30 protein-coding genes and 5 pseudogenes are annotated in these 26,814 nt (G+C 47.3%); 14 read left to right on the top strand and 21 right to left on the bottom strand.

The features are described 5' to 3' along the window. The first annotated feature begins 1 nt into the window (after position 1). Together nagK and cobB are read left to right on the top strand one after the other, a co-directional pair. Positions 2-913 (top strand): N-acetylglucosamine kinase, encoded by a 912-nt coding sequence (gene nagK / locus OGY15_RS09840; RefSeq protein WP_151225263.1) that lies wholly within the window; start codon positions 2-4, stop codon positions 911-913. 15 nt (positions 914-928) lie between these two features. Next, entirely contained in the window at positions 929-1,750 is an 822-nt protein-coding gene (gene cobB, locus OGY15_RS09845) for a Sir2 family NAD+-dependent deacetylase (RefSeq protein ID WP_151220008.1), read from the top strand. Between the two features lie 51 nt (positions 1,751-1,801). On the opposite strand, the gene potD is transcribed toward cobB, so the two are convergent. From potD to OGY15_RS09860, 3 genes and pseudogenes are all read right to left on the bottom strand, one after another. After that, the gene (potD, locus tag OGY15_RS09850; RefSeq protein WP_286539102.1) at positions 1,802-2,848 is read right to left on the bottom strand and encodes a spermidine/putrescine ABC transporter substrate-binding protein PotD; all 1,047 of its coding nucleotides are present in this window, start codon (positions 2,846-2,848) and stop codon (positions 1,802-1,804) included. Positions 2,849-2,875: 27 nt separating this feature from the next. Further along, positions 2,876-3,655 carry a spermidine/putrescine ABC transporter permease PotC gene (gene potC, locus OGY15_RS09855; RefSeq protein WP_003030794.1) on the bottom strand — a complete coding sequence of 260 codons (780 nt, stop codon included), beginning with the start codon at positions 3,653-3,655 and terminating at the stop codon, positions 2,876-2,878. Positions 3,656-3,839: 184 nt separating this feature from the next. Next, positions 3,840-4,117, bottom strand: a pseudogene (locus OGY15_RS09860) (site-specific integrase); the annotation flags it as partial. On the opposite strand from OGY15_RS09860, the pseudogene OGY15_RS09865 reads away from it, so the two are divergent. After that, positions 4,112-4,565 (top strand): annotated as a pseudogene (locus OGY15_RS09865) (hypothetical protein); the annotation flags it as partial. The pseudogenes OGY15_RS09860 and OGY15_RS09865 sit on opposite strands and share 6 nt — an antisense overlap. Before the next feature lie 732 nt (positions 4,566-5,297). On the opposite strand, the gene OGY15_RS09870 reads toward OGY15_RS09865, so the two are convergent. Further along, positions 5,298-5,672, bottom strand: coding sequence for a FlxA-like family protein (locus tag OGY15_RS09870; protein WP_187252627.1), 375 nt, complete (start codon positions 5,670-5,672; stop codon positions 5,298-5,300). A gap of 113 nt (positions 5,673-5,785) precedes the next feature. Between OGY15_RS09870 and OGY15_RS09875 the strand changes: the two genes are divergently transcribed. From OGY15_RS09875 to OGY15_RS09885, 3 genes are all read left to right on the top strand, one after another. After that, positions 5,786-6,007, top strand: a complete 222-nt coding sequence (locus OGY15_RS09875; protein ID WP_151220023.1) for a hypothetical protein — start codon at positions 5,786-5,788, stop codon at positions 6,005-6,007. 131 nt (positions 6,008-6,138) lie between these two features. Further along, positions 6,139-6,606, top strand: coding sequence for a methyltransferase domain-containing protein (locus OGY15_RS09880; RefSeq protein ID WP_279574414.1), 468 nt, complete (start codon positions 6,139-6,141; stop codon positions 6,604-6,606). A gap of 175 nt (positions 6,607-6,781) precedes the next feature. Continuing rightward, entirely contained in the window at positions 6,782-7,057 is a 276-nt protein-coding gene (locus tag OGY15_RS09885; RefSeq protein ID WP_279574413.1) for a holin, read from the top strand. Positions 7,058-7,188: 131 nt separating this feature from the next. On the opposite strand, the gene yibB is transcribed toward OGY15_RS09885, so the two are convergent. After that, positions 7,189-8,046, bottom strand: coding sequence for a protein YibB (yibB, locus tag OGY15_RS09890; protein WP_286538994.1), 858 nt, complete (start codon positions 8,044-8,046; stop codon positions 7,189-7,191). Positions 8,047-8,327: 281 nt separating this feature from the next. Here yibB and OGY15_RS24810 point away from each other — a divergent pair. Continuing rightward, a pseudogene (locus OGY15_RS24810) lies at positions 8,328-8,408 on the top strand (HumD family translesion DNA polymerase); the annotation flags it as partial. A gap of 165 nt (positions 8,409-8,573) precedes the next feature. Here OGY15_RS24810 and potB read toward each other — a convergent pair. Next, positions 8,574-9,437, bottom strand: coding sequence for a spermidine/putrescine ABC transporter permease PotB (gene potB / locus OGY15_RS09895; protein WP_016150058.1), 864 nt, complete (start codon positions 9,435-9,437; stop codon positions 8,574-8,576). Next, positions 9,421-10,557 (bottom strand): spermidine/putrescine ABC transporter ATP-binding protein PotA, encoded by a 1,137-nt coding sequence (potA, locus tag OGY15_RS09900; RefSeq protein WP_043015989.1) that lies wholly within the window; start codon positions 10,555-10,557, stop codon positions 9,421-9,423. Before potA ends, potB begins: the two co-directional genes overlap by 17 nt. Positions 10,558-10,807: 250 nt before the next feature. On the opposite strand from potA, the gene pepT reads away from it, so the two are divergent. Further along, complete coding sequence (gene pepT / locus OGY15_RS09905; RefSeq protein WP_187259991.1) at positions 10,808-12,034, top strand: peptidase T; 1,227 nt, start codon at positions 10,808-10,810, stop codon at positions 12,032-12,034. A 53-nt stretch (positions 12,035-12,087) separates the two neighbouring features. Here pepT and roxA read toward each other — a convergent pair whose 3' ends face one another. The 6 genes and pseudogenes from roxA to OGY15_RS09930 all read right to left on the bottom strand — a co-directional run. Next, on the bottom strand, positions 12,088-13,209 hold the full coding sequence (roxA, locus tag OGY15_RS09910) for a [50S ribosomal protein L16]-arginine 3-hydroxylase (protein ID WP_003030786.1): 1,122 nt from the start codon (positions 13,207-13,209) through the stop codon (positions 12,088-12,090). Between the two features lie 92 nt (positions 13,210-13,301). After that, on the bottom strand, positions 13,302-14,765 hold the full coding sequence (gene phoQ, locus OGY15_RS09915) for a two-component system sensor histidine kinase PhoQ (RefSeq protein ID WP_151220004.1): 1,464 nt from the start codon (positions 14,763-14,765) through the stop codon (positions 13,302-13,304). Further along, entirely contained in the window at positions 14,765-15,436 is a 672-nt protein-coding gene (gene phoP / locus OGY15_RS09920) for a two-component system response regulator PhoP (protein ID WP_151220022.1), read from the bottom strand. Before phoP ends, phoQ begins: the two co-directional genes overlap by 1 nt. Before the next feature lie 87 nt (positions 15,437-15,523). Further along, entirely contained in the window at positions 15,524-16,072 is a 549-nt protein-coding gene (locus tag OGY15_RS09925; protein ID WP_286538995.1) for a site-specific integrase, read from the bottom strand. 60 nt (positions 16,073-16,132) lie between these two features. Next, positions 16,133-16,222, bottom strand: coding sequence for a hypothetical protein (locus OGY15_RS24815; protein WP_423390609.1), 90 nt, complete (start codon positions 16,220-16,222; stop codon positions 16,133-16,135). A gap of 23 nt (positions 16,223-16,245) precedes the next feature. Continuing rightward, positions 16,246-16,373, bottom strand: a pseudogene (locus tag OGY15_RS09930) (S1 domain-containing protein); the annotation flags it as partial. Here OGY15_RS09930 and OGY15_RS09935 point away from each other — a divergent pair. Further along, the gene (locus OGY15_RS09935; protein ID WP_151220021.1) at positions 16,327-16,515 is read left to right on the top strand and encodes a cold shock domain-containing protein; all 189 of its coding nucleotides are present in this window, start codon (positions 16,327-16,329) and stop codon (positions 16,513-16,515) included. The pseudogene OGY15_RS09930 and the gene OGY15_RS09935 overlap by 47 nt on opposite strands. A gap of 131 nt (positions 16,516-16,646) precedes the next feature. On the opposite strand, the gene OGY15_RS09940 is transcribed toward OGY15_RS09935, so the two are convergent. Then, entirely contained in the window at positions 16,647-16,817 is a 171-nt protein-coding gene (locus OGY15_RS09940) for a YnfU family zinc-binding protein (protein ID WP_187252621.1), read from the bottom strand. Between the two features lie 411 nt (positions 16,818-17,228). Here OGY15_RS09940 and cspG point away from each other — a divergent pair, with 411 nt between their 5' ends. The 4 genes from cspG to OGY15_RS09960 all read left to right on the top strand — a co-directional run bounded on the left by cspG (position 17,229) and on the right by OGY15_RS09960 (position 18,321). Beyond that, the gene (gene cspG, locus OGY15_RS09945; protein ID WP_000066494.1) at positions 17,229-17,441 is read left to right on the top strand and encodes a cold shock protein CspG; all 213 of its coding nucleotides are present in this window, start codon (positions 17,229-17,231) and stop codon (positions 17,439-17,441) included. Between the two features lie 10 nt (positions 17,442-17,451). Beyond that, a complete protein-coding gene (gene ymcF / locus OGY15_RS09950) occupies positions 17,452-17,640 on the top strand; it encodes a cold shock small protein YmcF (protein ID WP_151220020.1) in 189 nt (62 codons plus the stop codon). Positions 17,641-17,713: 73 nt separating this feature from the next. Then, positions 17,714-17,944, top strand: coding sequence for a hypothetical protein (locus OGY15_RS09955; protein ID WP_151220003.1), 231 nt, complete (start codon positions 17,714-17,716; stop codon positions 17,942-17,944). A 203-nt stretch (positions 17,945-18,147) separates the two neighbouring features. Further along, positions 18,148-18,321, top strand: a complete 174-nt coding sequence (locus OGY15_RS09960) for a GnsA/GnsB family addiction module toxin (RefSeq protein ID WP_003841960.1) — start codon at positions 18,148-18,150, stop codon at positions 18,319-18,321. Between the two features lie 506 nt (positions 18,322-18,827). Here OGY15_RS09960 and purB read toward each other — a convergent pair. Genes purB through rluE form a run of 5 tightly spaced genes read right to left on the bottom strand, consistent with a single transcriptional unit; the run spans position 18,828 to position 23,136 of the window. Further along, entirely contained in the window at positions 18,828-20,198 is a 1,371-nt protein-coding gene (gene purB, locus OGY15_RS09965; RefSeq protein ID WP_210904972.1) for an adenylosuccinate lyase, read from the bottom strand. Between the two features lie 3 nt (positions 20,199-20,201). After that, positions 20,202-20,843, bottom strand: a complete 642-nt coding sequence (hflD, locus tag OGY15_RS09970; RefSeq protein ID WP_151225271.1) for a high frequency lysogenization protein HflD — start codon at positions 20,841-20,843, stop codon at positions 20,202-20,204. A gap of 34 nt (positions 20,844-20,877) precedes the next feature. Further along, complete coding sequence (mnmA, locus tag OGY15_RS09975) at positions 20,878-21,984, bottom strand: tRNA 2-thiouridine(34) synthase MnmA (protein WP_151225273.1); 1,107 nt, start codon at positions 21,982-21,984, stop codon at positions 20,878-20,880. Positions 21,985-22,037: 53 nt separating this feature from the next. Beyond that, on the bottom strand, positions 22,038-22,499 hold the full coding sequence (locus OGY15_RS09980; RefSeq protein ID WP_151219999.1) for an NUDIX hydrolase: 462 nt from the start codon (positions 22,497-22,499) through the stop codon (positions 22,038-22,040). 13 nt (positions 22,500-22,512) lie between these two features. Beyond that, positions 22,513-23,136 carry a 23S rRNA pseudouridine(2457) synthase RluE gene (rluE, locus tag OGY15_RS09985; protein WP_187252620.1) on the bottom strand — a complete coding sequence of 208 codons (624 nt, stop codon included), beginning with the start codon at positions 23,134-23,136 and terminating at the stop codon, positions 22,513-22,515. A 202-nt stretch (positions 23,137-23,338) separates the two neighbouring features. On the opposite strand from rluE, the gene icd reads away from it, so the two are divergent. Next, positions 23,339-24,589, top strand: a complete 1,251-nt coding sequence (gene icd, locus OGY15_RS09990; protein WP_003030769.1) for an NADP-dependent isocitrate dehydrogenase — start codon at positions 23,339-23,341, stop codon at positions 24,587-24,589. A 122-nt stretch (positions 24,590-24,711) separates the two neighbouring features. Here icd and OGY15_RS24820 read toward each other — a convergent pair. Continuing rightward, positions 24,712-24,899: pseudogene (locus tag OGY15_RS24820) on the bottom strand (site-specific integrase); the annotation flags it as partial. A gap of 218 nt (positions 24,900-25,117) precedes the next feature. Beyond that, a complete protein-coding gene (locus tag OGY15_RS10000; protein ID WP_286538996.1) occupies positions 25,118-26,596 on the bottom strand; it encodes a sensor domain-containing diguanylate cyclase in 1,479 nt (492 codons plus the stop codon). Between the last annotated feature and the right edge of the window lie 218 nt (positions 26,597-26,814).

The following is a 26,814-nucleotide window of genomic DNA, read 5'->3' on the forward strand; positions in this document are numbered from 1 at the left end:
GATGTATTACGGATTTGACATCGGTGGGACTAAAATTGCGTTAGGCGTATTCGATAATCAACGTCGTTTGCAATGGGAAACGCGCGTCCCTACGCCGCGTGATAGTTATGACGCTTTCCTTGATGCGGTTTGCAATTTGGTAAAGGAAGCAGACCAACGGTTTGGCGTTAAAGGTTCGGTAGGCATCGGCATTCCTGGTATGCCGGAAACGGAAGACGGTACGCTTTATGCAGCCAACGTTCCCGCTGCCAGTGGTAAACCTTTACGTGCTGACCTCAGCGCGCGGTTGGACCGGGATGTACGCCTGGATAACGACGCTAACTGTTTTGCTCTCTCCGAAGCCTGGGATGACGAGTTTACTCAATATCCACTGGTGATGGGATTGATCCTTGGTACGGGCGTGGGCGGCGGCCTGGTACTTAACGGGAAATCCATCACTGGACACAGCTATATTACCGGTGAGTTTGGTCATATTCGTTTGCCAGTCGATGCGCTGACGCTGATGGGTTTTGATTTCCCGCTACGCCGCTGCGGATGCGGCCAGCTGGGATGCATCGAAAGCTACCTTTCCGGCGGCGGATTTGCGTGGTTGTATCAGCATTACTACCATCAACCGCTGGATGCCCGTGAAATTATCGCGCTGTGGGAGCAGGGTGATGAGCAAGCGCGTGCTCACGTTGAACGCTATCTGGATTTGCTGGCGGTGTGCCTTGGAAATATTCTGACCATCGTCGATCCTGATTTGGTGGTGATTGGCGGAGGCTTGTCGAATTTTACCGCTATCACGACGCAGCTGGCGGATCGGCTGCCACGTCATCTGCTGCCGGTCGCACGGGTGCCGCGTATTGAGCAAGCGCGGCACGGCGATGCGGGCGGGATGCGCGGGGCCGCTTTCCTACATCTTACCGATTAATACAAAGAGGTTGTTATGCTGTCGCGTCGGGGTCATCGGTTAAGCCGCTTTCGTAAAAATAAACGCCATTTGCGCGATCGCCTGCGTCAACGAATCTTTTTCAGAGACAGAGTGGTGCCTGAATTGATGGAAAAACCAAGAGTGCTGGTACTGACGGGAGCGGGAATCTCCGCTGAGTCAGGAATTCGAACCTTCCGCGCGGCGGATGGTCTCTGGGAAGAACATCGGGTTGAGGACGTTGCGACACCGGAAGGATTTAGTCGTAATCCGCAACTGGTTCAGTCGTTTTATAACGCCCGTCGCCACCAGTTGCAGCAACCAGAAATCCAGCCCAATGCGGCGCATATCGCGCTGGCAAAACTCGAAGCCGAGCTGGGCGATCGTTTTTTACTGGTCACACAGAACATTGATAATCTGCATGAACGTGCGGGCAGCCAGAACGTTATCCATATGCACGGCGAACTACTCAAGGTTCGCTGCTCGCAAAGTGGGCAGATTCTGGAATGGAAGGACGATGTGACCCCGGAAGATAAATGTCACTGCTGTCAATTTCCGGCACCGCTGCGACCGCACGTGGTGTGGTTTGGTGAAATGCCGCTGGGTATGGATGAAATTTACATGGCGCTGGCAATGGCGGATGTATTCATTGCAATTGGTACGTCGGGCCATGTGTACCCGGCTGCGGGGTTTGTGCATGAGGCGCGACTACATGGGGCGCATACGGTAGAGTTAAATCTTGAACCGAGCCAGGTGGGAAGCGAGTTTGAAGAGAAGTATTACGGTCCGGCAAGCCAGGTGGTACCTGAGTTTGTGGAGAAGTTGTTGAAGGGACTGTGATCAATTTTATGTGCCGGGTGACAGCTTCGCCTTACCCGGCATCACGCTGAATTAGCGTCCTGCTTTCAGCTTCTGATAATACTCTTCGTAAATAGCGCTGGCGGAACCGACGTCGTTCTGCCATTCCCCTTTGTTGATGGTTTCTGCATCCGGGTACAGGGTTTTATCGTTCGCGACTTCAGGACTGAGCAGCTTGCGTGCCGCCAGGTTTGGCGTTGGATAACCAATAGTTTCCGCAACTTCTTTCGCCACGTCCGGGCGCAGTAAGAAGTTAATCAGCTTCAGCGCACCTTCTTTGTTTTTCGCGTTAGCCGGAATAGAGAGGCTGTCCATCCAGAAGATCCCACCTTCTTTTGGCCAGACAACTTCAAGCGGTGTGCCTGCCTGACGCGCAACATACGCGGAGCCGTTCCACACCATCCCCAGATTGACTTCACCTTCCATATACGGGTTGGCAGGGTTGTCAGAGTTAAACGCTGCAACGTTTGGCATCAGTTTCTTCAACTCGTTATAGGCAGCTTCAATTTCTTTCGGGTCAGTGGTATTGCCGGAATATCCCAGCTTGCGCAGTGCCATCTGGAACACTTCACGTGCATCATCCGTTAACAGCAGGCTGCCTTTGTATTCCGGTTTCCACAGATCGGCCCAACTGGTCACCGTTTTCGGGTCGATGGCATCGCTATTGACGCCAATAGCCGTAGCACCCCAGATATACGGGATGGAGTAATCATTGTTGGGGTCAAACGGCTTGTTGAGCATTTCCGGATCGAGGTTGTGGAAGTTGGTCAACGTCGACTTGTCGAGCTTTTGGATCATGCCTTCTTTGCGCATTTTATCGACGTAATAGGTGGACGGAACCACCAGATCGTATGCGCCGTCTTTATAAGTTTTGAGCTTGGCATACATAGTTTCATTCGACTCATAGGTCGAATAGATCACCTTAATGCCGGTCTCTTTGGTGAACTGTTCCAGCAGTCCAGGCGGGACATACTCGGTCCAGTTATAGAAATAGAGCGTGTTGTTGTCATTTGCGTGAGCGGCGCTCATGCCCAGTGCCAGAGCACCCGCCGCGAGCAGGTGGCGTGACCATTTTTTCATCATTTAACGTCCCCTGAATTAAGGGCCTCAACGGCCCTTGGTTTTATCACGTGCAATAAGCTGGCTTGCAATTACCATAACCAGCGACAGAACCAACAAAATGGTCGCCAGCGCGTTCACCTCTGGTGATACGCCGACTTTGACCATTGAGTAGATTTTTAATGGCAAAATTTCATAACCCGGCCCGGTAACGAATGACGAAACGACAACATCATCCATCGACAGCGTAAAGCTCAGCAACCAACCGGCAGCCACCGCAGGCATAGCCAATGGCAATATGATCTTGCGCAGAATGGTTACTTCACTGGCACCCAGATCTTTGGCCGCCTCAAGCATGCGTACGTCAAAGCCTTTCAGACGCGAGTAGACCGTTACAACCACGAAGGGCAGACAGAATGTGATATGCGAGAACAAAAGTGACCAAAAGCCCAGTTGAATGCCGATCAGCATAAACAGCACCAGCAAAGAAATCGCCATCACAATATCTGGCGACATCATCACCACGAACAGCATGCCGCTGACAAACGGTTTACCGCGAAAACGGTAGCGGTACAGTGCGACTGCTGTGAGTGAACCGATCAGCGTGGCAAACGTGGCGGAGAGTACTGCCATCGTCAGCGAGTGCTGCGCCGCCTGTAGCAAACTGTCGTTGTTCATCAGCAGGCCGTACCATTTGGTGGTGAATCCCTGCCAGTTGATGCCGAAGCGCGAGCTGTTAAAGGAGTTCACAATCAAAATAATGATTGGAATATACAGATACGCGTAGATAGCGGTCATGAAACCGCCTCTGAGCAGGCGACCGATCATTCGAGTTCCACCTTCTTGTTCAAAAGGCGTGACGCTTTCAGAGCATTGAAAATAATCAACTTTTTCTCTTCTCCAAAATCTCTCCAAAACTTCCCACCAAAACAGACAGCCAAAAAGTAAGCGGCCATCACTAAGGCCGCGAATTTTACAACAATTTTCCACGTGATCGGAAAAAAATGCCCATTTAAATGACCCGCATTGCCCATTCCTGGCCGCGAGTGTCGTTATAGCGATCTGTTGTTGCCCGTACCTTGTGGCCCAGTAACGTTTTAGTATCGATACCCTGTACGCGATATAACCGCTCGGATAACGAGCGCTGTTCGTGGAATGTGGTTGGTGTTTTTCCTGCTGCCGGCTGTGAATCAGGTAGGGGCTGACGATTCTGTCCCGACAGCATGCAATCACTTCCTTTAGTGTCATGTTAACAGACTCACAATAAAGCGTGAGCGGTAACGCCATGCGTGCTGGAATATGCTTAAGGGACGGAACTCAGATAAGGCGTTAGAGCGCTTCACTGTAGCGTTAAATCAGGCTAGAGAAGAGGGATTCCGTGGACAGCAGGCAATGAACAGGGCACATAGCATTCTCTGGCCACAGTCAACTGCCAGTGTGATTGATGAAGCCTTGCATAATGATGATGTCGATTTTGTTGAGCAATGCGTACTGCAGGCGCTGGGCTGGATATAAATGATCCAGTTTATGTTGTTGGTCCTCAGTATTACACCACCCGAAAAAAATCTCAGGCATAACCCGGGAACTGCAGGCGATTGCGCCATGGTTAACCGATGGGGAGGCGAGAAAGCGCGTGCGATGGTGCCTGGAAATATTCAGAGCAAAAACATTCCTTGCGGTTCGTAACCAGATGAGAGCCGGGTTAGAGGATGATTGGTCATACCAAAATAGGAACTGACCGGGAGACTGATGAGTCTGTCATTCGAAACAAAACCCCGGTTAGTAGCCGGGGTAAATGGTTATTAGTGACGATTGTGTTTAAAACGCTCATAAATCTCAATACAGATAATAGCAACGGAGTAGAAGGGCCACAGAATGGAGGTTATCAACGTATCTGCCAGGTCAAATTCGAGGCCGTGTACTCTATCCCCACGAACCAACAAAGCAAACATTACGATGAAGCCCGCGATATATATGGCCAAATAGTGATAAAGGCTCATGATAATTCCATTTATTAGGTTTGGCCCTGAGTCTACGTGCGATAACCACACAATTAAAATTGGTATTACAGATCGATTTTTATTTATCGATCGTTCAAAACGATCGTTTTGTAACGAATAGCTCATTTGTTGAGTGATATTTGTACAAAGTGGCGGTAAAAATTAGCTATAAGTGTTTTATGATGTAAAAGCGTTTGAAAACGGGCCAACAAAGTGAATGATTTACCCATGCCTGGCAGACCTGCGCCACGATGGCAGCGACGAAAAGCGAACAATTTGAATGTAACGAGAACCCCGCCAGCGCGGGTTTTTTGCTTTCCGGCGATATGACAGGGGTATTCGCGAGGTGCATTGCACCAGTACCCCTGTCATATCAGCCGGGCTGAAATCGTTAACTCGAAAACATGTTCTCACAATGCTCCAATGCTTTTTCGTTTCTAACTCAGAGGAAAAATGAGAGGGGTCATCTGCTAAACGTAGACATCAATATTTTTAGTATTATTCCCTGCAGCGTTCGAACTTGATTTGTTACTTACAGTAGGTAATGCTACTGATTCTATTTGTTTTTTTTCTGCTTCTTGTTTTTGTAATTGAGCAATTTTGGCGTATATAGACTCGATTTGCCTTTGAATCATCTCCATCTGCTGTTTAAGCAGTTTTGCCTCTTCTTCGGAGGTTACTTCATTAATTTTTGAACCCATGGCGCTGAGTTCTTTTGTCAACTCACCAATTTGTTTTTTCAGGATTTGAATTTGTTGTGAAACAGAGTTGCCAGTACTTGAAGGTGCTTGTTTTACTGTGCTTTGCAGTATGTCCTGACCCAAAGTGCTAACTGTCATGCTCATGGCGGTTCCTCCAGCCTTACATTTATTACCCATTATTGTCATCTTTCGAAATTACTTTATTAGCAAAAATTAAGTTGTGGCTTCCTGCACCACAGCATTATTTGTACCGCTCTATACTATCTGCTGAGTATCGCGGAGGAGCTTATGAAAGAAGGGACTATTACTGGATTCAGCATGTCGGTGTTGTTCAGGTGGCATACTACACGAATGACACTGTTGATGAGCTGGAAACAGGTAAAACAATCACCGGTGTCTGGCATCTGACCAGAGGCGATGACATTTGCCATAACGGTGAAGCAGATGTGTCAGAAGGTCCTCTCGCTCCACCAATGTAAGTTACCGTTCATACTTAGAGGCTGCCAAATGGCGGCCTTTTTTATTCCTCTCGTTTTGAGAGAACTCACAGCAATTAAGGGGGGCTAAATGTCCGATCCAATTTCCGGTACTGGGCTGGCTGGTGATGCTGATGGGGGCTCTGTATCACCTGCAGGAAAGCGCTGACAGGATGCAATGCATTGAAGAATGCCTTCGTGTTCTGAAACCCGGCGGCATAGCTGTTTTTACATATATATCGAGGTCAGCATCGCTGGTGGATGGATATAAATACCAGTTTATAAATGACCCGGTGTTTCAACATATCGTGGAAACCGATCTGCTGACGGGAAACCATGAAAACCCTTATGACACCCCAAATTATTTCACTACTGCTTTTTTCCATAGCCCGTCATTAATTATGCAGGAGCTTCAGCAAACAGGGTTTCAGGATATCAGACTGTTTGCTGTAGAGGGGTTTGCCAGCATCATTGACACGGATGAGATAATGCAGGTAGAGGACAAAAAGGCCCTTTTGCTGAAATATCTTCGTTTAACTGAGGAATTTCCTGAATTGCATGGTATTTCATCGCATCTGCTGGCTGTAGCAAGAAAAGCCTAAGCCCGTTAGAATCGCCAATATTAATCACATTCACTTTGAGGCTGCCATTCGGTGGCCTTTTTCATTTCAGGCTCACGGGAATCATCCGTTACGCGCTTTTTTGATAAATCCGGCCCGTGAAGCCTGACCCTTCTCAATCAAACACAGCGCCATCCGAAAAATCGGAGGTGAGGCTATGACCATAATGAGCACCATTTACAGCAGACTTTCATATGGAACAGGCACCACGCTGACCGGCTGCGGTGTATCAGCGAAGGCATATGTCGAAACAGCTAAAACAGCAAAAGAGGTGTCCTGGATGTTGGGCCTGCCTGAAAATGTTGTATCAGTGGCTCCTGAAGGGGATATGTTAAATTGGACGGGACACAATGGGTTCATGATGCAGTTGATCTGGACATGGCGACGTAAGACGAATCGAAAGCACTTATTGCATGGAAAAAGTATTGTATAATGCTTAACCGAATTACCCTGAGGATGCCCAAAACATCATCTGGCTTGAATCTCCATTGCCCATATAACAGACTTAAGCAAAACAATGCCGGGGCTGATTAGAATCGGCATTGTTCATACATCAATTAAAAATTATTTACCTATAAGAGAGACCTTTAATCTTCTTATTAAAGTAATTAAATCTTTCCTTCCGAATAGTTTAAATAGATTAAACCAGCGGTTCTTACCCAGGTAATTTAGTTTTATTAATTTAGGATTGTAATGATAGCACATTATAAAAACGCCCTGATCGTCATCAACTATATTATTTCTGAGTGTTTTTATTTGGCACTGATAAACCAGTTTATAAAACTCTTTCCATTTATTTTGTGTTGCTACAATTGCCCCGCCAATAATATAGGAGCGATTGTTAATCATGTGGTCAAAAACCTGATGGATAGTTTTGACGGTCAAGCCTTTTTTAACTGTAAAGAAATTTACTTTGTTTCGGTTAAAAGGATAGTCCCATCGAGATAACCCTCTGGTTACGTCTGCAGTACGACAGTAACCAAAGTCAACCCATGCAACCATATCATCATTCACAAGATTTAACTCTATAGCTCTGTTTACAAAATATGTTTTCAGATTGCAAACCAGTGCATAGTCTGGGGACCAGTATTCGGGGTTTATCAACTGGCGAGTTTCAAGTTTGCTTATGAACTCGTTATCTTTTTGAATCCGCGCAATTCTTTTTTTGATGTGTTGAAATTTTTTATTAATATCTAAAGTCACTACAACAGTGCTTTTACCATTTCTAATTGCTTCAATTTTGGGTTTAAGTTCACTGGATGTGAAAATGACCATGTCATTACCCAATTCAGACAGATTTTCAAAGTACTGAATATAGGTATCAGCTGTTCTCTCTAAGTGAGGAGAGAAACCTTTATTACTCGTCCAGTCTCCTCGTCCTATATCGAAAAATGCGGTAACAATGGTGATAGATGTGTTCATTTTTAAGCTATCCGTGTTTTATACCTATCCAATAATTACAAGAATGTTGAAAGCATATTTTTTTTGATATCAGTCACATGGAAACATTCTATCAGTATCAACATGAGGCGGGAAGTATCATGTGATATTTAAACTGGTAAGTAACGTATATACAAAATATCAGGTTGCAGCAATGAATTATTCAATGATAAATAATGCATGCTGGTATTGTTTTACTTGAAATTGTCGCCATGCTCTAATATATGATAATCATGTGTTGCTGGATTATATAAAACAGTATTCCTTTCATGATATTTGGAGTGATGACGTACATCATTAATGATGCCAATAGCGAGGAGTTTGATGACTATCCGGTGATGTAAGAATCCCAGATATCATCGGAGACAAATATCCCCAGCAGAATAATTAGCGAAAAATCATTTTCCAAAACTCCGTTGTAACTACATGATTTTAGAGAGTTTGGCATGCAATTTACTTGCATGTAAAAAGCATGCCAAAAAGCAATCTAACTCATTGAATAATAAAAATTAACTGTCTATGTCACTAACCTTCTTGTTCAGCAAGCGGGAGGCGCGCCAGTAGATTAGCAGCATCAGCCCCATCACAATGGTCAGCGTAATGCTGGTGGCGGCACCAAACGGCCAGTCGCGGATGTTCAGGAACTGAACTTTAATCACATTACCAATCAGCAGGTTTTTCGCCCCGCCCATTAAGTCGGATACGTAAAACAGCCCCATTGCGGGCAGCATAACCAACAGGCATCCGGCGATAATTCCCGGCATCGTCAACGGAATAATGATGCGGGTGAAGGTCTGAAGTTTACTGGCGCCCAGATCGCGCGCGGCTTCCAGCAGCGGTTTATCGAGTTTTTCAATGCTGGAATAGAGCGGCATTACCATAAACGGCAGCAGGATGTACACCAGGCCGATAATCACCGCGCTGGGGGTAAACATGATGCGAATAGGGGTATCGATAACGCCGAGCCACAACAGAAATTCGTTGAGATAGCCCTTGGTGCTGAGGAAAATTTTGAGTCCGTAGATGCGAATAAGTGAATTGGTCCAGAACGGAACAATCAGCAGGAACAGCAGCAGTGGACGCACTTTTTCCGGCAGTTTCACCAAAAACCAGGCAAACGGGTAGCCGAGTACCAGACAGGCGAGCGTAGCAATCAGCGCCATATTGAGAGAATGAACCAGCACCTCAAAATAGAGCGGATCGAGCAGGCGTGTATAGTTTTCCAGCGTAAAGACCATTTTGACGAAATTGGCGTCGTCGCGGGTCAAAAAGCTGGTGCCGATGATCATCAGGTTGGGCAGAAAGACAAATAACACAAGCCAACCGACAATGGTGACGATCACCACACTCTGGAATTTACTTGTGTTCTTCATCAGCCAGTACGACCTCCCAGCTTTCTACCCAGTTAATCGCCATTTTCTGGTCGAGCGAGTGGTCAAAGTCAGGATCGTCTTCGTTGAAGAACTCACTGACCATCACCATCTTGCCGTTTTCCAGTTCCACAACCGACTCCAGCGTCATGCCTTTGTAGTTGCGCTCACGCACGTAGCCGATAAGACCTTCGATATGATTATCGTCGTTGATTTCATCCACGCGCAGATCTTCCGGGCGTAACAGAACGTGCAGCTTCTGCCCAGGAATCACCGCAAAGTTGACATAAATATTGCACTCGCGACCTTCAACGTTAGCACGAACGCGCTGTTCGTCCAGACGTTCTATCACCGTGGCGTTAAACATGTTGATCTCGCCAATAAATCCGGCGACGAACAGATTTTTAGGCTCTTCGTAGATTTCGCGCGGCGTACCGTCCTGCTCAATCTTACCATCGCGCATCACCACGATGCGATCTGACATGGTCAGCGCTTCTTCCTGATCGTGTGTGACAAAGACAAAAGTGATACCCAGCTTACGCTGCAACGCTTTCAGTTCGTTCTGCATCTGCTTACGCAGTTTGTAGTCCAGTGCAGAGAGGGATTCATCTAACAAGAGTAGGCGGGGTTTGTTCACCACCGCACGGGCAATCGCTACGCGCTGCTGCTGTCCACCGGAGAGTTGATGTGGTTTTCGCTGGGCGAATTCTTCCAGTTGCACCATGCGCAGAGCTTCAGTAACGCGGGGAGAAATGTCGGCAGCGGGCGTTTTTTGCATGCGTAAGCCAAAGGCCACATTCTCAAATACGGTCATGTGGGGGAATAACGCATAGCTTTGGAAGACGGTGTTCACGTAGCGGTTTTCCGCAGGAACGTGAGTGATGTCCTGGTTGTCCAACATAATATGACCGGAATCAACAGTTTCCAGGCCGGCAATCAGGCGAAGAACGGTTGTTTTACCGCAGCCAGAGGGGCCGAGCAGCGTGAGAAACTCGCCATTATTGATGGTCAAATCCAGGCTGGAAATCACCTCTTTGCCATCGAAACTTTTGCGAATTCCCGCTAATTGCACCAGTGGAGAAAGCGAACGCGGTTGTTTATTCAATTTTTTACTCTGTCCCATGTAAACGCAACGGATGGCTGACCGATGCGGGGTTTGTGGTTAACCACCTTGATGACTCTTAATGAGGGCGGTTATTCTACGGCAAACCATTGTAATCGCCAATCCTTGTTGCGAATTACTGACTTAACCCTATAGTCAGAGGGGATGTCGAGGAGAAATATTCTTACTTGCGGGGATAAAAGTGACCTGACGCAATATTTGTCTTTTGTTGCTTATTGATAATGTTGTCACAAAAAGTGAGGGTGACTGCATGGATAAACTACTTGAGCGTTTTTTACACTACGTGTCGCTGGACACCCAATCAAAATCGGGCGTGCGGCAGGTACCCAGCACCGAAGGACAGTGGAAGTTGTTACAACTGCTCAAACAACAGCTCGAAGAGATGGGGCTGGTTAATATTTCATTGAGCGAAAAGGGTACGCTGATGGCGACGCTGCCCGCTAACGTTGCTGGCAATATTCCCGCGATCGGCTTTATTTCCCATGTGGATACCTCACCGGATTTCAGCGGTAAAAACGTTAATCCGCAAATCGTCGAAAACTATCGCGGCGGCGATATTGCGTTAGGCATTGGTGATGAAGTTCTGTCGCCGGTGATGTTCCCGGTGCTACATCAACTTCTGGGCCAGACGCTAATCACTACAGACGGTAAAACCCTGCTGGGCGCGGATGACAAAGCAGGCGTGGCGGAAATCATGACCGCGCTGGCCGTGCTTATTCAAAAAAACATTCCGCACGGTGATATCCGCGTGGCCTTCACGCCGGATGAAGAGGTTGGTAAAGGGGCCAAGCATTTTGACGTTGCGGCATTCGATGCGCAGTGGGCCTACACTGTTGACGGTGGTGGCGTAGGTGAGCTGGAGTTTGAAAACTTCAACGCCGCCTCGGTTAATATCAAAATTGTCGGCAACAATGTGCATCCCGGTACTGCAAAAGGGGTGATGGTGAATGCGCTGTCGCTGGCGGCGCGTATTCACGCTGAGGTTCCGGCAGACGAAAGCCCGGAAACGACGGAAGGCTACGAAGGCTTTTATCACCTGGCGAGCATGAAAGGGACGGTCGATCGTGCAGATATGCACTACATCATCCGTGATTTTGACCGCAAGCAGTTTGAAGCGCGTAAACGTAAGATCATGGATATCGCCAAAAAGGTCGGCAAAGGGTTACACCCGGATTGCTATATCGAACTGGTGATTGAAGACAGTTACTACAATATGCGCGAAAAAGTGATTGAACATCCACACGTGCTGGATATCGCCCAGAAGGCAATGCGCGATTGCGATATTGAGCCGGTGCTGAAACCTATTCGTGGCGGTACTGACGGCGCACAGCTGTCGTTTATGGGATTACCGTGTCCGAATCTTTTCACCGGTGGTTATAACTATCATGGCAAACATGAGTTTGTAACCCTGGAAGGAATGGAAAAAGCGGTGCAGGTGATTGTGCGTATTGCGGAGTTAACTGCGAAGCAGCAGTAACAAGCCCGAAGTAGATGCCGGATGCACAAAACGTCATCCGGCAAAATGACTCATCACCCTTCGAAGAACCAGTACCCACTGTTGACCAGCGCGGCAAGCATGGCAAGGAAAGACGGATCTTCCAGCGCATCCTCAAAGTTCTCAGCCGTTAGCACGATATGGCTGGCCAGCGCTTCCAGGGCAGGACGATGCGGCGAGTCAATTTTTTCACCGTTGGCGTAGACGTCGTCGCCGATGCGCAATACGCGTAATCCGCCCAGACGCACTAACACATCCCCTTGCTTCAGGGCATCGTAAATTTCATCTGGCTGATACGGTGGCTCCGGCGGCGCAATATCCAGCTCATGACGAGACTGAGAAATAAACTCGCCAAACCACTGCTGGAAATGTTCCGGTTGATTAATCAGCCCCAGCATCATTTCGCGCAGCTTGTCCATCTCTTGTGGCAGTACGTCGGCAGGATGGTCGCGCGGCGGCAGGTCAGGATCGCTGTAATACGTGCTGCCCAGCTCACGTTGTAATACGTAGTCGGCGAACCCGCTAATCAGTTCGCGCGTGTTTGGCGCACGGAAGCCGACCGAATAGTTCATGGCGTTTTCCAGCGCATAGCCTTCGTGCGGGAACCCCGGTGGAATATACAGGATATCGCCGGGTTCCAGCTCTTCATCGATGATGGCTTCAAACGGGTCGACCTGAAGGAGATCCGGGTGAGGACAGTGTTGTTTTAACTGCAGTTTTTCACCTACGCGCCAGCGGCGACGTCCGGTTCCCTGGATGATAAATACATCGTACTGATCCAGATGCGGGCCAACCCCGCCGCCAGGGACGGAGAAGGAGATCATCAGATCGTCGATACGCCAGTCAGGCAGTTCGCGAAACGGACGCATCAGCGCAGCGGTTGGCTCGTGCCAGTGATTGACCGCCTGGACCAGAAGCGACCAGTTGTTCTCGCCGAGATGGTCATAGCTTTCAAAGGGACCGTGGCTAACTTGCCATTTGCCGTCCTGGTGGCTGACGAGTCGGCTGTCGACCTCACTTTCCATTGCCAGTCCAGCCAGTTCGTCAGGAGAAAGTGGGTCAATAAAGTTGTTAAACCCGCGTTTTAATACCACCGGGCGTTTCTGCCAGTGGCGTTCAAGAAAATCGGGCCAGTTAAGTGTGAGTTGGTATTCCATAGTGAGCTTCCCGCAGGCTGGTATCTGCAACCGATTATAACGGATACTTAACCTCAAGCGTGAAGTCAGCACATATTTATTACACGTGGCGATTACTCGTCTTTCTGCCCCGGCTGCTGGCGACCAAAAATAACCTCCATGCGCGCGCCACCCAGCAGGCTATCACTGGCAATAATCTGCCCGTCATACTGTTCAGTTATTTCTCGCGCCACTGCCAGTCCGACGCCTTGTCCAGGTCGTAACGTATCGACGCGCTGACCACGGTCAAACACCACTTCCCGTTTGCTTTGCGGAATACCAGGACCATCATCCTCAACCAGAATATGCAGTTGATCTTCTGACAGATGCGCTGAAATCTCGACAAACTCCAGACAGTATTTACATGCGTTATCCAGTACGTTACCCATCACTTCGACAAAGTCGTTCTGCTCGCCTACGAAACTGATTTCGGGGGAGATATCGAGACTGATATTGACGCCTTTACGCTGATAAACTTTATTCAGCGCGGAGGTGAGTTTATCAAGCAACGGCGCGACTGGATGCAGTTCGCGACTGAGCAGAGAGCTGCTGCCACGCATGCTTGCACGATGCAGGTAATAGCCAATCTGCTGGGAAATACGGCTGATTTGTTCCAGCATGATAGGCTCGGCGTCGCTCACGTTCATTTTTTCATTACGCATCGAGCGCAGGGTACTCTGCAATACCGCCAGTGGTGTTTTCAGGCTGTGGGTGAGGTCAGTTAATGTGGTGCGGTATTTGTCGTAGCGCTCACGTTCGCTTTTTAAAAGTCGATTCAGGTTACGAACCAGACTGGTCAGTTCGCGCGTGGTGGCGGGGTTCAGCATCTCACGATGATGCTCCTCAAGCTCGCGGACTTCACGCGCCAGCGACTCAATTGGCCGCAGACTCCACCAGGCGGCCACCCATAAGAGCGGAATGACCAGCAACAGATTGGCGACCAGCACATAAATAAACCAGCTCCAGACCATGTATGAGCGCTTTAGCTCAATAGGAATTGTATCGACAACCACAATGGTTAACTGTGGCATTCTGGCAGTGGCGGGGTAGACGTTAACCGCCACGGAGTGGGTCATTTCGGCGTCGTCGTCATCCTCTCTGACTTCTTTTAACTGTTGCTGTGCGGAGTGGTCTTCGCCCAGTAGGGTGCTGGTGGCGTCAACGTTGGCTTCAATCTCATGAAAACCGTTGGTTTTAAGCCAGTCTGGTTGGATGCTTTGCGTCAACCAGGGCACGTTGCGCTGTGCCCACAGAAGCTCACCCGCTTCATTGTAAATCAGCGACATTGTTGGGCTTTGCATGTCGAGGTTCTCGGGCAGCTCGATGTTAATCTTGCCGTTTTCCCATTTCGCCAGGGTATAAAACAGATTGCTTTCACCGCGCAACAGGCGGAACGTGGTCTTATCAAAACTAACGCTGTAACCTACCAGGGCAACCATGCCGTAGGCCAGTGAAAGCACCAATACCACACCTGCGGTTGCCAGTAAAAAGCGCAGCCGCAGCGATAACGGGAAAAAATGACGCAATAATTTGTTCATTAGCGCAGTTCGAAAAGATAGCCTTGCCCACGTACTGTGGTAATTACTTCATGCGGATATTGCGCCTGAATTTTTTTACGCAGACGTCCCATCAGGACATCAATAGTGTGACTTTCACGTAGTTCAGCATCCGGGTATAGCTGCAGCATGAGCGAATCTTTACTGACGACTTTGCCGCTATTACGGATGAGTGTTTCCATAATGGTATATTCGAACGCCGTGAGCTTAATAACTTCATCATTGACGGATAATTCGCGGCGAGAGAGATCAACCTGGAAAGGCGGAAGGGAGATAATCTGCGAGGCCAGACCGCTGTTGCGACGCATCAGCGCCTGCATGCGCGCAGCCACTTCTTCAATGTGAAACGGTTTGGTGACGTAATCATCAGCGCCGGCGCTGAGTACTTCCACTTTGTCCTGCCAGCCTTCACGCGCGGTCAATACCAGAATCGGCAGCGAAACCTCATTGCTGCGCCAACGGCGGATCAACGACAAACCATCTTCATCGGGAAGGCCTAAGTCAACGAGTGCGATATCCGGAAGATGTTCATTCAGATAATAGTCTGCTTCCTTGGCATCTTCTGCATCATCTACCTGATGACCTAAATCCTGTAGCTGAACCTTAAGGTGGTGGCGTAATAAAGCATTATCCTCGACAACCAGTACGCGCATCATCGTTTCTCCCTAAAATAACGGTATGAATAGTTTAACGCTGATTATGTGGATTGAAAGCAGCGCTATGAACTTAAATAACTTTTCTCATGCTCCCCTGCCTGTGGGGCGTTCTGGGGGCAGTGCTGTTGGCATCTGATTGTTCAGCATATTGACCTGATCCTGGTTCATGTCGCCAATCCACTTGGAGTAAATCTCGTACACCATATGTGCATCGTCTTCCCATGCCAGGGCGCCTATCTCGCCCGGCCTCATCCCTGTATATACGGCAACAATGATGATTAATGCCTGGCTACGGGGAAGGGGGGTTATCAGTGCCTGGTACTTATGAAGTAAAAGTGGGTCGGGATCATTTTTAGATAACTTGAGTCGCGACACGCCCTCATAAGGAGCATGCAATATAAACTGGCTTCGGTTTGCGAGCTTAGGCATTTCTGATAAAACTGCCATCTGTTTATTGACTGTTGAGGGCGCGCGGCCCTGCCTGGTGAGATTCGGCATTGCCGGGTTAATAATTGTCCCGGTCAATAACTCTTTTCGGTAATGCAAAATGTCGGTATGCTCAATATCTACCAGACGGGTATTTTCTCCGATAACACGCTGTAATGTGTATACAATAGAAGTAATCGACAGCATTGTTGCACCAGATACCTCTAAAGCTTTGGTGTCTGTAAAAAAATCACTTAGCCTGGCAGGTTAGATGACAGAAAGTGTAGTCACTACCAGCGTGCAACATGAGCTCTTAAGGCCTGTCAACCAGTCGTTTAGATATATTTTCGGATACATGTGAACCTCTCCCTGTTTTTAATTTATCTTTTATGATTCCAGAAATCAGGGGCTACAAATGATGAGAGATACATGTTCGCTACAGACGGGCCTCGAAACCATTCATTCGACAAAACTCAACGCGTAATCCGGGAAGGAGTACTTCTGAGTCATGCAGATTAGATGTGTTTGTTCATTTCTCTGCTACCCAGAACGGTAATTTTCGCACTTTGTTTGAAGGTCAAAAAGTTTTATTCTCTATTGAACATGGTACTAAAGGTCCGGTTGCCGGCAGTGGAGTTATCGCAAAGTAAAATCCGCTTTATGTGTGTATGCGATAACAATGACGGCTAAGGCCTGAGCGTTTTTTTTATTATCGGTGGCTTGAACAATATTAAAATACAGATGTGGTGATTCTGTGCGAGAAACGGTATCTCAAACAGATTCAGGCTGCTTCTTTTTGATTTGTTTGGAATACTTTATTGCAATGAGGACAGATTAAAAGGGAACCTTTTTGTACTCTTGCAAAACTATGTTCAGATTGATGGGTACAGTTTGGGCAAGTGCATTTGACAAGATAGTTACGGCGTGATTTAGAGTCTTTACGTTCTGACATAGGCTTTTCCTTGATTGGATGGACTTTAACTTTACCTTAATTTGTCCAGGAAATCTTAATTTTATTAACCAATGGGGGCTGATAAAAAAGTCGGTAGTTCAGGGCATGAAGCTGTCTACTGAGAAATGCGTCTGGATGAACGTCACAATGCTCACCGACATGCTCGGAAATATTGCAGTTTAAATTAATTTTTATGCTCAAAGTTATGGGTGATTTCCTTACAAAACTAAAGCTTGCTATGTTTGGTTAATCATGCGTTAATGAATCTCTGGTTTGTTACGAATTTATCTGAAGCAGTCGCTGAAATAATTTTATTCCTTGTTCCTGTTGAGATTTCCTTGTTAGCTTTTCTCTCTGATAATTTTTTTCGGACCAATCTGCCCAAGGGCTCACTCAATTAAGGTAATGATTATGTCTAATAAAATGACTGGTTTAGTAAAATGGTTCAATCCTGAAAAAGGTTTTGGGTTTATCACCCCTAAAGATGGCAGTAAAGATGTGTTTGTACACTTCTCTGCTATCCAGAGCAATGATTTCAAAACTCTGAATGAGAATCAGGAAGTTGAATTTAGTGTTGAACAGGGACCCAAAGGCCCCACAGCAGTTAATGTTGTGGCTGTATAAGGTAACTGTTATTACTAATAATATTCACTTCAGATGCCCGTGTTGTCACGGATCTCAGTACAGAACGTCAAACTTTGATGTTACTGAAAAAAATCCTTTCGGAGCGAAATGTATTTTTTGCAAATCAACAATGATAACATTTGATAATGTGGCACTATACATTCGTTCTGGTCAGTCTTCATCAGATTATAGAAAATAAATTTCAGGCTCCTTATGGAGCCTTTTTTGTATGCTTAACCGTTCATTTATATAAGAACCGTCACGGTAAAATTATGAAAAAAGTAATTGTTTTTTTTAACTCACAACCGGCAGTCGTTGTATCTGTAATGAAAGGTATTACGACGATAATGCGTGAGTTTCCCAATGGAGAAAAAGCGCATCTATCCGTAATGTCTGCGGGCTTTCCATCTCTGACTGGAGACCATAAAATAGTTTATGTGGCTTCAGATCGTGATGTCAGTTCCGAAGAGATTCTCGAGGCCGCATCGAAGCTTTTGAAATGAGAACTGGTTGTTTCGTGACCGACCCAGATTTTAGTCAGTGGTTTGTAGGGTTACGAGCTCTTTTGCATGAAGATTATACTGCAACCTCTTGATAATTTAGGATTTCCATTCTATCTTTTAAATATGTCAGCGCTTTTACCTGTGCTCCACGGGGAAAGTAACGCGCCTGGCGTTGATGCGTTAGAGATCAAGAGAGGTAAATAATGAACGTCGAAGATTTAAAAAGAAAAACTGAAGCGGATATTTCTGAATTCATCACAAAAAAAATTATTGAACTCAAAAAAAAGACAGGAAAAGAAGTCTCTGATATCCAGTTTACTGCTCGTGAAAAAATGACTGGGCTTGAAAGTTACGATATTAAAATTACATTAATCTAATTGTTATAAGAATCAGTTCAGGTGAAAAAGCATTATCTTGAAAGATAATGCTTTTTTATTTCTGTCATAAAACATAAAACATAAAACATAAAACATAAAACATAAAACATAAAACATAAAACATAAAACATAAAACTTTGCTAAAATCTTCACTTTTTACCTAGACTGACGCCTCCAGGTAGACGATGCTGCCTATGCATGATTTTAAAGTGTTTGTTAAACCTGTGGCAATTCAGACCAACATCGATTGTTACTTTTGGGCCAAATTTGGGGCGCTGAAATGACTCATATTTCCCGCAATGGTCCAAAATAATATTTTATTAACCTATTGATTTTAATATAATTTATCAGTAAATAACTTACAAAATTACTTTTTTAGTCTAGCGCTGAGCATGATCCGTGGGGATAACCATTTAATAAAACGGGAAAGGGATGTTCATACGGCGATAAAAAACCGGAATCGCTTACGCTCATCCGGCTTCAGTTCAGCATCTGCGGGTTGTTGATTACTTCAGTTCATCAACCATGATGATGGCACGACCAATGTAATTGGCTGGCGTCATGGCTTTCAGGCGCGTTTTCTCTTCTTCCGGCAGTGCCAGACTGTCGATAAACTGCTTCATACCTTCGGCGTCAACGCGTTTTCCACGGGTCAGTTCTTTCAGCTTCTCGTACGGTTTTTCAATGCCATAGCGACGCATCACGGTCTGAATCGGCTCTGCGAGAACTTCCCAGTTATGATCCAGTTCGTCCAGCAAATGATCGCGGTTCACTTCCAGTTTGCTCACACCTTTCAAGGTGGACTGATAGGCGATCAGCGCATAGCCAATACCTACGCCCAGATTACGCAGAACGGTTGAATCCGTCAGATCGCGCTGCCAACGCGAAACCGGCAGTTTGCTCGCCAGATGTTGCAGAACCGCGTTAGACAGACCCAGGTTACCCTCAGAGTTTTCGAAATCGATAGGGTTCACTTTGTGTGGCATGGTCGAAGAACCGATTTCTCCCGCGACAGTTTTCTGCTTGAAGTGACCCAACGCAATGTAACCCCAGACGTCGCGATCGAAATCGATCAGAATGGTATTAAAGCGGGCGATGCAATCAAACAGCTCAGCGATGTAATCGTGCGGCTCGATCTGTGTGGTGTATGGATTCCACTGGATCCCAAGCGAGGTGACGAACTCTTCGCTAAACTGATGCCAGTCAACTTCCGGGTAAGCGGCGATGTGGGCGTTATAGTTACCCACAGCACCGTTGATTTTACCGAGGATTTCAACCTGGTTGAGTTGGCGGTACTGACGCTCCATGCGATACGCCACGTTTGCCATTTCTTTGCCCATCGTTGATGGGGTGGCCGGTTGCCCGTGAGTACGAGAGAGCAGGGGAATATCGCGATATTCAACAGAAAGTGCTGTGATGCCATCAATCAGTTGACGCCAGTACGGCAGGACTACTTCGTCTCGTGCGGTTTTCAGCATCAGCGCGTGAGATAAGTTGTTGATGTCTTCTGAGGTGCATGCGAAGTGGATAAACTCGGAAACGGCGTGCAGTTCCGGGATATCCGCAACTTTTTCTTTGAGGAAATACTCAACTGCCTTCACGTCATGGTTGGTCGTACGCTCGATGGTTTTGATACGCGCAGCATCTTCTTCATCGAAGTTAGCGACGATCGCATCAAGGTAACCGATTGCGTCGGCAGCAAAAGCAGGAACTTCCTTGATCGCTGCGTGCGCGGCCAGTTTTTGCAGCCAGCGTACTTCAACCTGTACACGGAATTTCAGCAAACCGTATTCGCTGAAAATCCCGCGCAGCGCGCTGACTTTATCGCCGTAGCGTCCATCGACAGGGGAAACGGCGGTCAGTGAGGATAATTCCATAGATCACAACTCCGGGGTTAAATGAGCAAGAATTTGTTTTGCCTGAGTCGTCAGGCGATTACGAGAAAACATGAGTTGCAGACGGCCTCCACCCACCTGATGCCAGAGTACGGCCGCGCGAATGCCAGCCAGCAGCGAAGCGCGAACTTTGGCCTGAACCTGTGGGCTCTGAAGGATGGCCGGGGAGCCAGTGACCTGAATACGCGGGCCGAGTGGACTGATAACGTCAACATAAATGCCTGCCATCGCACTCAGTAGCGTTTCTGACTGCAAATCAAAATGGTCCAGCTGGCGCTGCAAGCCGTTAATACGGTCTCCCAGCGTGTCCATGGCGCCTTTAGCGGCTGAAAGTTTACGCTCCAGCACCATCAGGCTTAATGTATAGCGAGTAAGTTCCGCGTTCAGTCCCTGACGACTGCTGGCGTTGAGCACGCCGAGCAGTGTTTCCAGGCCGAGACGAAGGTTGGCCTCGCTGCCGCCAAACACGCCCAGCGTAGAGCTGGGATTCATGTCAATGACGCTGTTCAGTGAAACGTGTAATGCATCGGCATCACAATGCCCCTGGTGCGCCAGTTCTTGCACCAGGCGTGCCGACTGACAAATGCCTGCCAGGGCGAGGGTGATGTCATAATAATTCTTTGCCACGTTCACTGCTTCCTTGTATCAAATGTGTAGGTAATTATACCGACAGAGGTAATCGTTGTTCGATAATGCCGCCGCCGAGGCAAACTTCGCCATTGTAAAAGACAGCCGACTGACCCGGCGTTACCGCCGCGACGGGTTCATCGAAAATGACTTCAATACGCTCGGCATCCAGTGCCTTAACGGTGCACGGAATGTCGGTCTGACGATAACGGGTTTTCACCGTGCAGCGCATTGTGCCAGTGAACGGTTCGCGATCGACCCAATGTAACTGTTGCGCCACCAGGCCAACGGACATCAGGCGCGGGTGTTCATGACCCTGAGCAACAACCAGAATGTTGTTCTCAACGTCTTTATCCACCACATACCACGGATCTTCCGTGCCTTCTTTCGTCCCGCCAATGCCCAGACCTTTACGCTGACCCAGGGTGTGGTACATCAGCCCCTGATGCTGGCCAATCTCTTCGCCATCAACGGTGATGATTTTACCGGGTTGAGCCGGCAGGTAGCGACCGAGAAATTCTCGGAACTTACGTTCGCCAATGAAGCAGATACCGGTGGAGTCTTTTTTCTTGGCCGTAATCAGACCGAGATCTTCAGCAATTTTACGCACCTGCGGTTTTTCCAGTTCGCCCACCGGGAACAGGCTTTGCGCGATTTGCTCATGGCCGAGCGTGTAGAGGAAATAGCTCTGGTCTTTATTGCCATCGAGCCCACGCAGCAGACGGCTTTTACCGTCGACATCCGCGCGACGCACGTAGTGACCGGTGGCGATGTAATCGGCACCTAAATCTTCAGCGGCAAATTCGAGGAAGGCTTTAAACTTAATCTCTTTATTACACAGAATATCCGGGTTTGGCGTACGGCCCGCTTTGTACTCTTCAAGGAACAATTCAAAGACGTTGTCCCAATATTCTGCGGCAAAGTTGACGGTATGCAGCTCAATGCCGAGTTTGTCACAGACAGCCTGTGCATCTGCAAGATCGGCAGCCGCTGTGCAATATTCCTCGCCATCGTCCTCTTCCCAGTTCTTCATGAACAGGCCTTCTACCTGATAACCCTGTTGTTGCAACAGCCAGGCAGAAACGGAGGAATCGACACCGCCGGACATGCCGACGATCACTTTTTTTGGGCTTTCAGACATAGGAATACTCACGACATTGAACTTCAAGGCGGCATATTCTAGCACGCAGCCCCTTACTTGACACCCTCTGTAAACGGCCAGTTAAATTCACCGATTATCGCCAGCGGGTAGCGTTGTCCGCTCTGATAGCAGCGAATGCTCTCCGCAACTAACGGAGAGCGCAGGTTTGGCGCGCAGAGAACCTCTTCTGCACTGACCCAGCGACAGCAGTCAATATCGCTGTCATGAGGTTCAGTAGCGCACATATTGGCAAGCTCGATAGAAAACAGAAAACGCAAAAACGGCGTTTTGTCCGGCGCAATCCATTGATGCATTCGAATAAAATGTTGTGGCTGCGCGTGGATACCTGTTTCTTCCCATAGCTCGCGAGCGGCGGCCTGCACTAACGTCTCATCCGCTTCCAGATGTCCGGCTGGTTGATTCCATAAGGCTTTGCCATTGATTGTTTCCTCAACGACTAAAAACTTATCTTCTGCATGCACGATGCAGGCGACCGTAACGTGCGGTTTGAACATACCTGTTCCTTATTCAGTTAGTTGCATCTCGCCATTCACCATTGGCGAGATTATCCAGTGTGTAATCCCCCATGGCATAGCGAATGAGGCGCAGCGTCGGGAATCCAACATGGGCTGTCATGCGGCGTACCTGACGGTTGCGGCCTTCATATAAGGTGACTTTCAGCCAGGTGGTAGGGATATTTTTCCGCTCCCTGATAGGCGGGTTTCTCGGCCACAGCCATGCAGGTTCTTCTGTTACTTCAATACCTGCGGGCAGCGTGGGACCGTCATTGAGCGTTACCCCGTTACGCAGCGCATTAAGCGCTTCTGCCGTCGGCTCGCCTTCGACCTGGACGTAATAAATTTTCCCGGTACGCTTACCGGGCTGCGTTAACCGGGCCTGCAGCGCACCATCATTGGTCAGCACCAAAAGCCCTTCACTGTCCCGATCGAGTCGACCCGCAGCATAGATCCCCGACACGGGAATAAAATCTTTTAACGTTCTTCTGCCAGCCTCGTCAGTAAATTGCGGCAAAACATCGTAGGGTTTATTGAACAAAACCACGCGTTTTGGCTGGTTTTCTTTACGCTGTCTGGTGACTTGTCGTGAGCTGAATCGCTCAACCCGGTGATTTCTAAAAGAAGTTTTTTGCATGGTATTTTCAGATTATATCAATTGCCGCATTATAGCCTAAGAACGAGTGTCTTTCATGGCGGCGAACATTAGGGTAGTATTGACATGCTCATTACAAAACATTAACAAAAAATTGCTCTAACGCATTCGTGCAGCAGGACGCAAACGCACATGCAGCGCGATGACAGACGAGCAGAACCAGAAGCGCTCGAAGGAGAGGTGAATGGAAAGCAAAGTAGTTGTTCCGGCGGAAGGTAAGAAGATCACCCTGCAAAACGGCAAACTCAACGTTCCTGAAAATCCGATTATCCCGTTCATTGAAGGCGACGGTATCGGCGTTGATGTAACCCCACCGATGATCAAAGTTGTCGATGCTGCTGTCGAGAAAGCCTATAAAGGCGAGCGTAAAATCTCCTGGATGGAAATCTACACCGGCGAGAAATCCACCCAGGTTTATGGCCAGGACGTCTGGCTTCCTGCTGAAACCCTTGATCTGATTCGTGAATATCGTGTTGCCATCAAAGGCCCACTGACTACTCCAGTTGGCGGCGGTATTCGCTCTCTGAACGTTGCCCTGCGTCAGGAACTTGACCTGTATGTCTGCCTGCGTCCGGTGCGTTATTACCAGGGTACGCCTAGCCCGGTTAAACACCCAGAACTGACCGACATGGTCATCTTCCGTGAGAACTCTGAAGATATCTACGCGGGTATCGAGTGGAAAGCGGACTCTGCCGACGCTGAGAAAGTGATTAAATTCCTGCGCGAAGAAATGGGCGTGAAGAAAATCCGCTTCCCTGAGCATTGCGGTATCGGTATCAAACCATGCTCTGAAGAAGGAACTAAACGTCTGGTTCGTGCAGCAATCGAATATGCCATCGCTAACGATCGTGATTCTGTTACCTTAGTACATAAAGGTAACATCATGAAGTTCACCGAAGGCGCGTTCAAAGACTGGGGTTATCAGTTGGCGCGTGAAGAATTCGGTGGTGAGCTGATTGACGGCGGTCCTTGGGTCAAAATCAAGAACCCGAAAACCGGCAAAGAGATCGTGGTTAAGGACGTTATTGCCGATGCGTTCCTGCAACAGATCCTGCTGCGTCCGGCTGAATATGACGTGATTGCCTGTATGAACCTGAACGGCGACTACATCTCCGATGCGCTGGCAGCACAGGTTGGTGGTATTGGTATCGCTCCGGGCGCGAACATCGGTGACGAATGCGCGCTGTTCGAAGCAACCCACGGTACTGCACCGAAGTATGCCGGTCAGGATAAAGTGAACCCGGGTTCTATCATTCTGTCCGCTGAAATGATGCTGCGCCACATGGGTTGGGTTGAAGCGGCTGACCTTATCGTTAAAGGTATGGAAGGCGCAATCAACGCGAAAACCGTAACCTATGACTTCGAACGTCTGATGGACGGCGCTAAGCTGCTGAAATGTTCAGAGTTTGGTGACGCGATCATCGAAAATATGTAATCCAGATTTTGGGTTGTATGATAACGGGAGCCAGGTGGTTCCCGTTTTTTATGCCTGCAACATTGTTTCCCCAAAACTCTCTCCAAAACGTTTTCCCAAAAACCAGGCATGCTCACCTCTTTTTTTACTTCGACAACTATCCAATCCTTACCTCTGTCGTCGTTATATTTGTCTGTCATTTTTCTTGATTTATGTCCCAATAATTTCTGTGTATCAATTCTTTGTTCCCATTAATTCTTACTGAAAGCGATCGTTGCTCATGAAAGGTTGGGGCGGTTCCTGCTTCCCATTCAATGCCGTATTTGCCTCTGAAGTGGTCAACTTAAACTGGCTACAGCTTTAGGTTTTTTCCAGTATCAGTTTTTGGGATAACCCACTGATTCCGTTGCGAACTGCCGTTTATTGCACAACTGCTTTACCCATCGGTCATGGTAGAAAGACCCACATCCATACCACTGCCCGCAGCTGCAACGGTGTCGTTCTGATTAAGAACCAATTGAGCGGGTTCGCGTCGAGATAGAGACTCGATTAGCCCTGATGGTCTGCTAAATTGACTACTTTTACCTTATTTCGCCCAGACCTTTTAGCATCATAGAGTTTGGAGTCTGCCACTTTCAATAAATCATCAAAGGTAACAAGCTTCCCTTCTCTGGGATGGTAGGTTACTGCACCAATACTGATTGTGACCGGTCTTCTGAGCGAGCTCAGTTTCTCAATGCTTTTCCTTAATCTTTCGCAAGCCAAAAAACAGCCTTTTTCATCCGTTTCAGGGAAAAGCATGATAAATTCCTCACCACCAAATCGTGCGACTTTATCTTGGCTTCGCAGGGTATGGCTAAGTTCTTTGGCGATATTCTTAAGTGCATAGTCACCTTCCTGGTGGCCATAGGAATCATTATATGATTTAAAAAAATCGATATCGGCAATGGCAAGTGACACCGGTACGGGATGTCGCGCCATTCTGGTCATTTCATTCTCAAACCAGAGCATAAACTTTCGGCGATTTGCAATCTCCGTCAGACTGTCCTCAGTGGCCATTCGCTCCAGCATAGTATTGATTTTGTGTAACTCCTCCTTTTGCTTTTTGAGCTCAATTTCCATCTTTTTACGCTCATTAATACTTTGTATCTGAGCAATATAATATTTGACTTCACCATTATCTTCGCGTACCAAAGAAACACTCAGAAGTATCCAGATATAATTCCCGGTCGCTGTCAGATATCTCTTTTCTAGTTGGTAGAATGGAATTTCTCCTCGAGAAAGTGCATCTAATTGTTTTAAATCAGTGCTTAAATCATCGGGGTGGGTTATATTTTGAAAGTTAATGGAAAGCAGATGTTCTTCAGTATATCCCAGCATACGGGTCAGTGAATTGTTAACTTTTTTCCATTGGCCAGAAGAAGCGACAAGAGCCATCCCGATAGTTGAGTTCTTAAAAATAGCTTCGAGTATGTCATTGTTTTTTTGTAGTGCTGAAATAACAATTTCATTTTCACTGATTAATAAATTTATCTCGATTAACGAACCAATACCCTCGGCCATTAAACTAATAAATTCATAGTCATCCTCAGAGAATTCTATGGTTCTTATCTGAGTGGAGGAGAAATTGATTGTGCCCCATAATTTTTCTCTCACCCATATTGGCGCTGAGATATAACTTTCCAGCCTCATACCAATGTAGACTGGATGGGAATTAAAGTCAGGATGTGTTCCTGCATGTTCAACGCTTATTATTCTATTTTCTCTGACCACTTGCTGACAATAAGTGTTTTTCAGATCAAAAACCATACCAGCTGAAATGTCTCCACTTGTTGGAGAAACCGCAAGTAGAGAGTAACGCTCACCCTCTATCTGACTAATAATACCAAGAGACAGGTCAAAGGCTTTCAATCCTTCATTCAGAATGGCCAGGTATTTATCTTCAGGGGAAGCATGTCTCCTGGCCAACGCCTCATAAAGAAAGTGAATTCGGTTGATATTAATGTTGTTTTCTTTCATTTTTAACATCGCATTATCTTTTCGTCTTTTTACGCATCAAGATGGTTGCTATTCGGCCTTGATTAGTTTGTCACATTGTACCGTAGCAACAGCAGTCGGTATTCGAATAACTATCTTGCTCATTGCCCCTTGCTGCTTAAAAATTTATCAAAAAATCGAATGGTGATACTCTTTTTATAACAGGTATCTACGATCTTGACTAAGATTTTAGAAGGGTAGCTATTCGC

The sequence above is a fragment of the Citrobacter sp. Cu231 genome (genome assembly GCF_030332265.1).
Lineage (GTDB): Bacteria > Pseudomonadota > Gammaproteobacteria > Enterobacterales > Enterobacteriaceae > Citrobacter > Citrobacter meridianamericanus.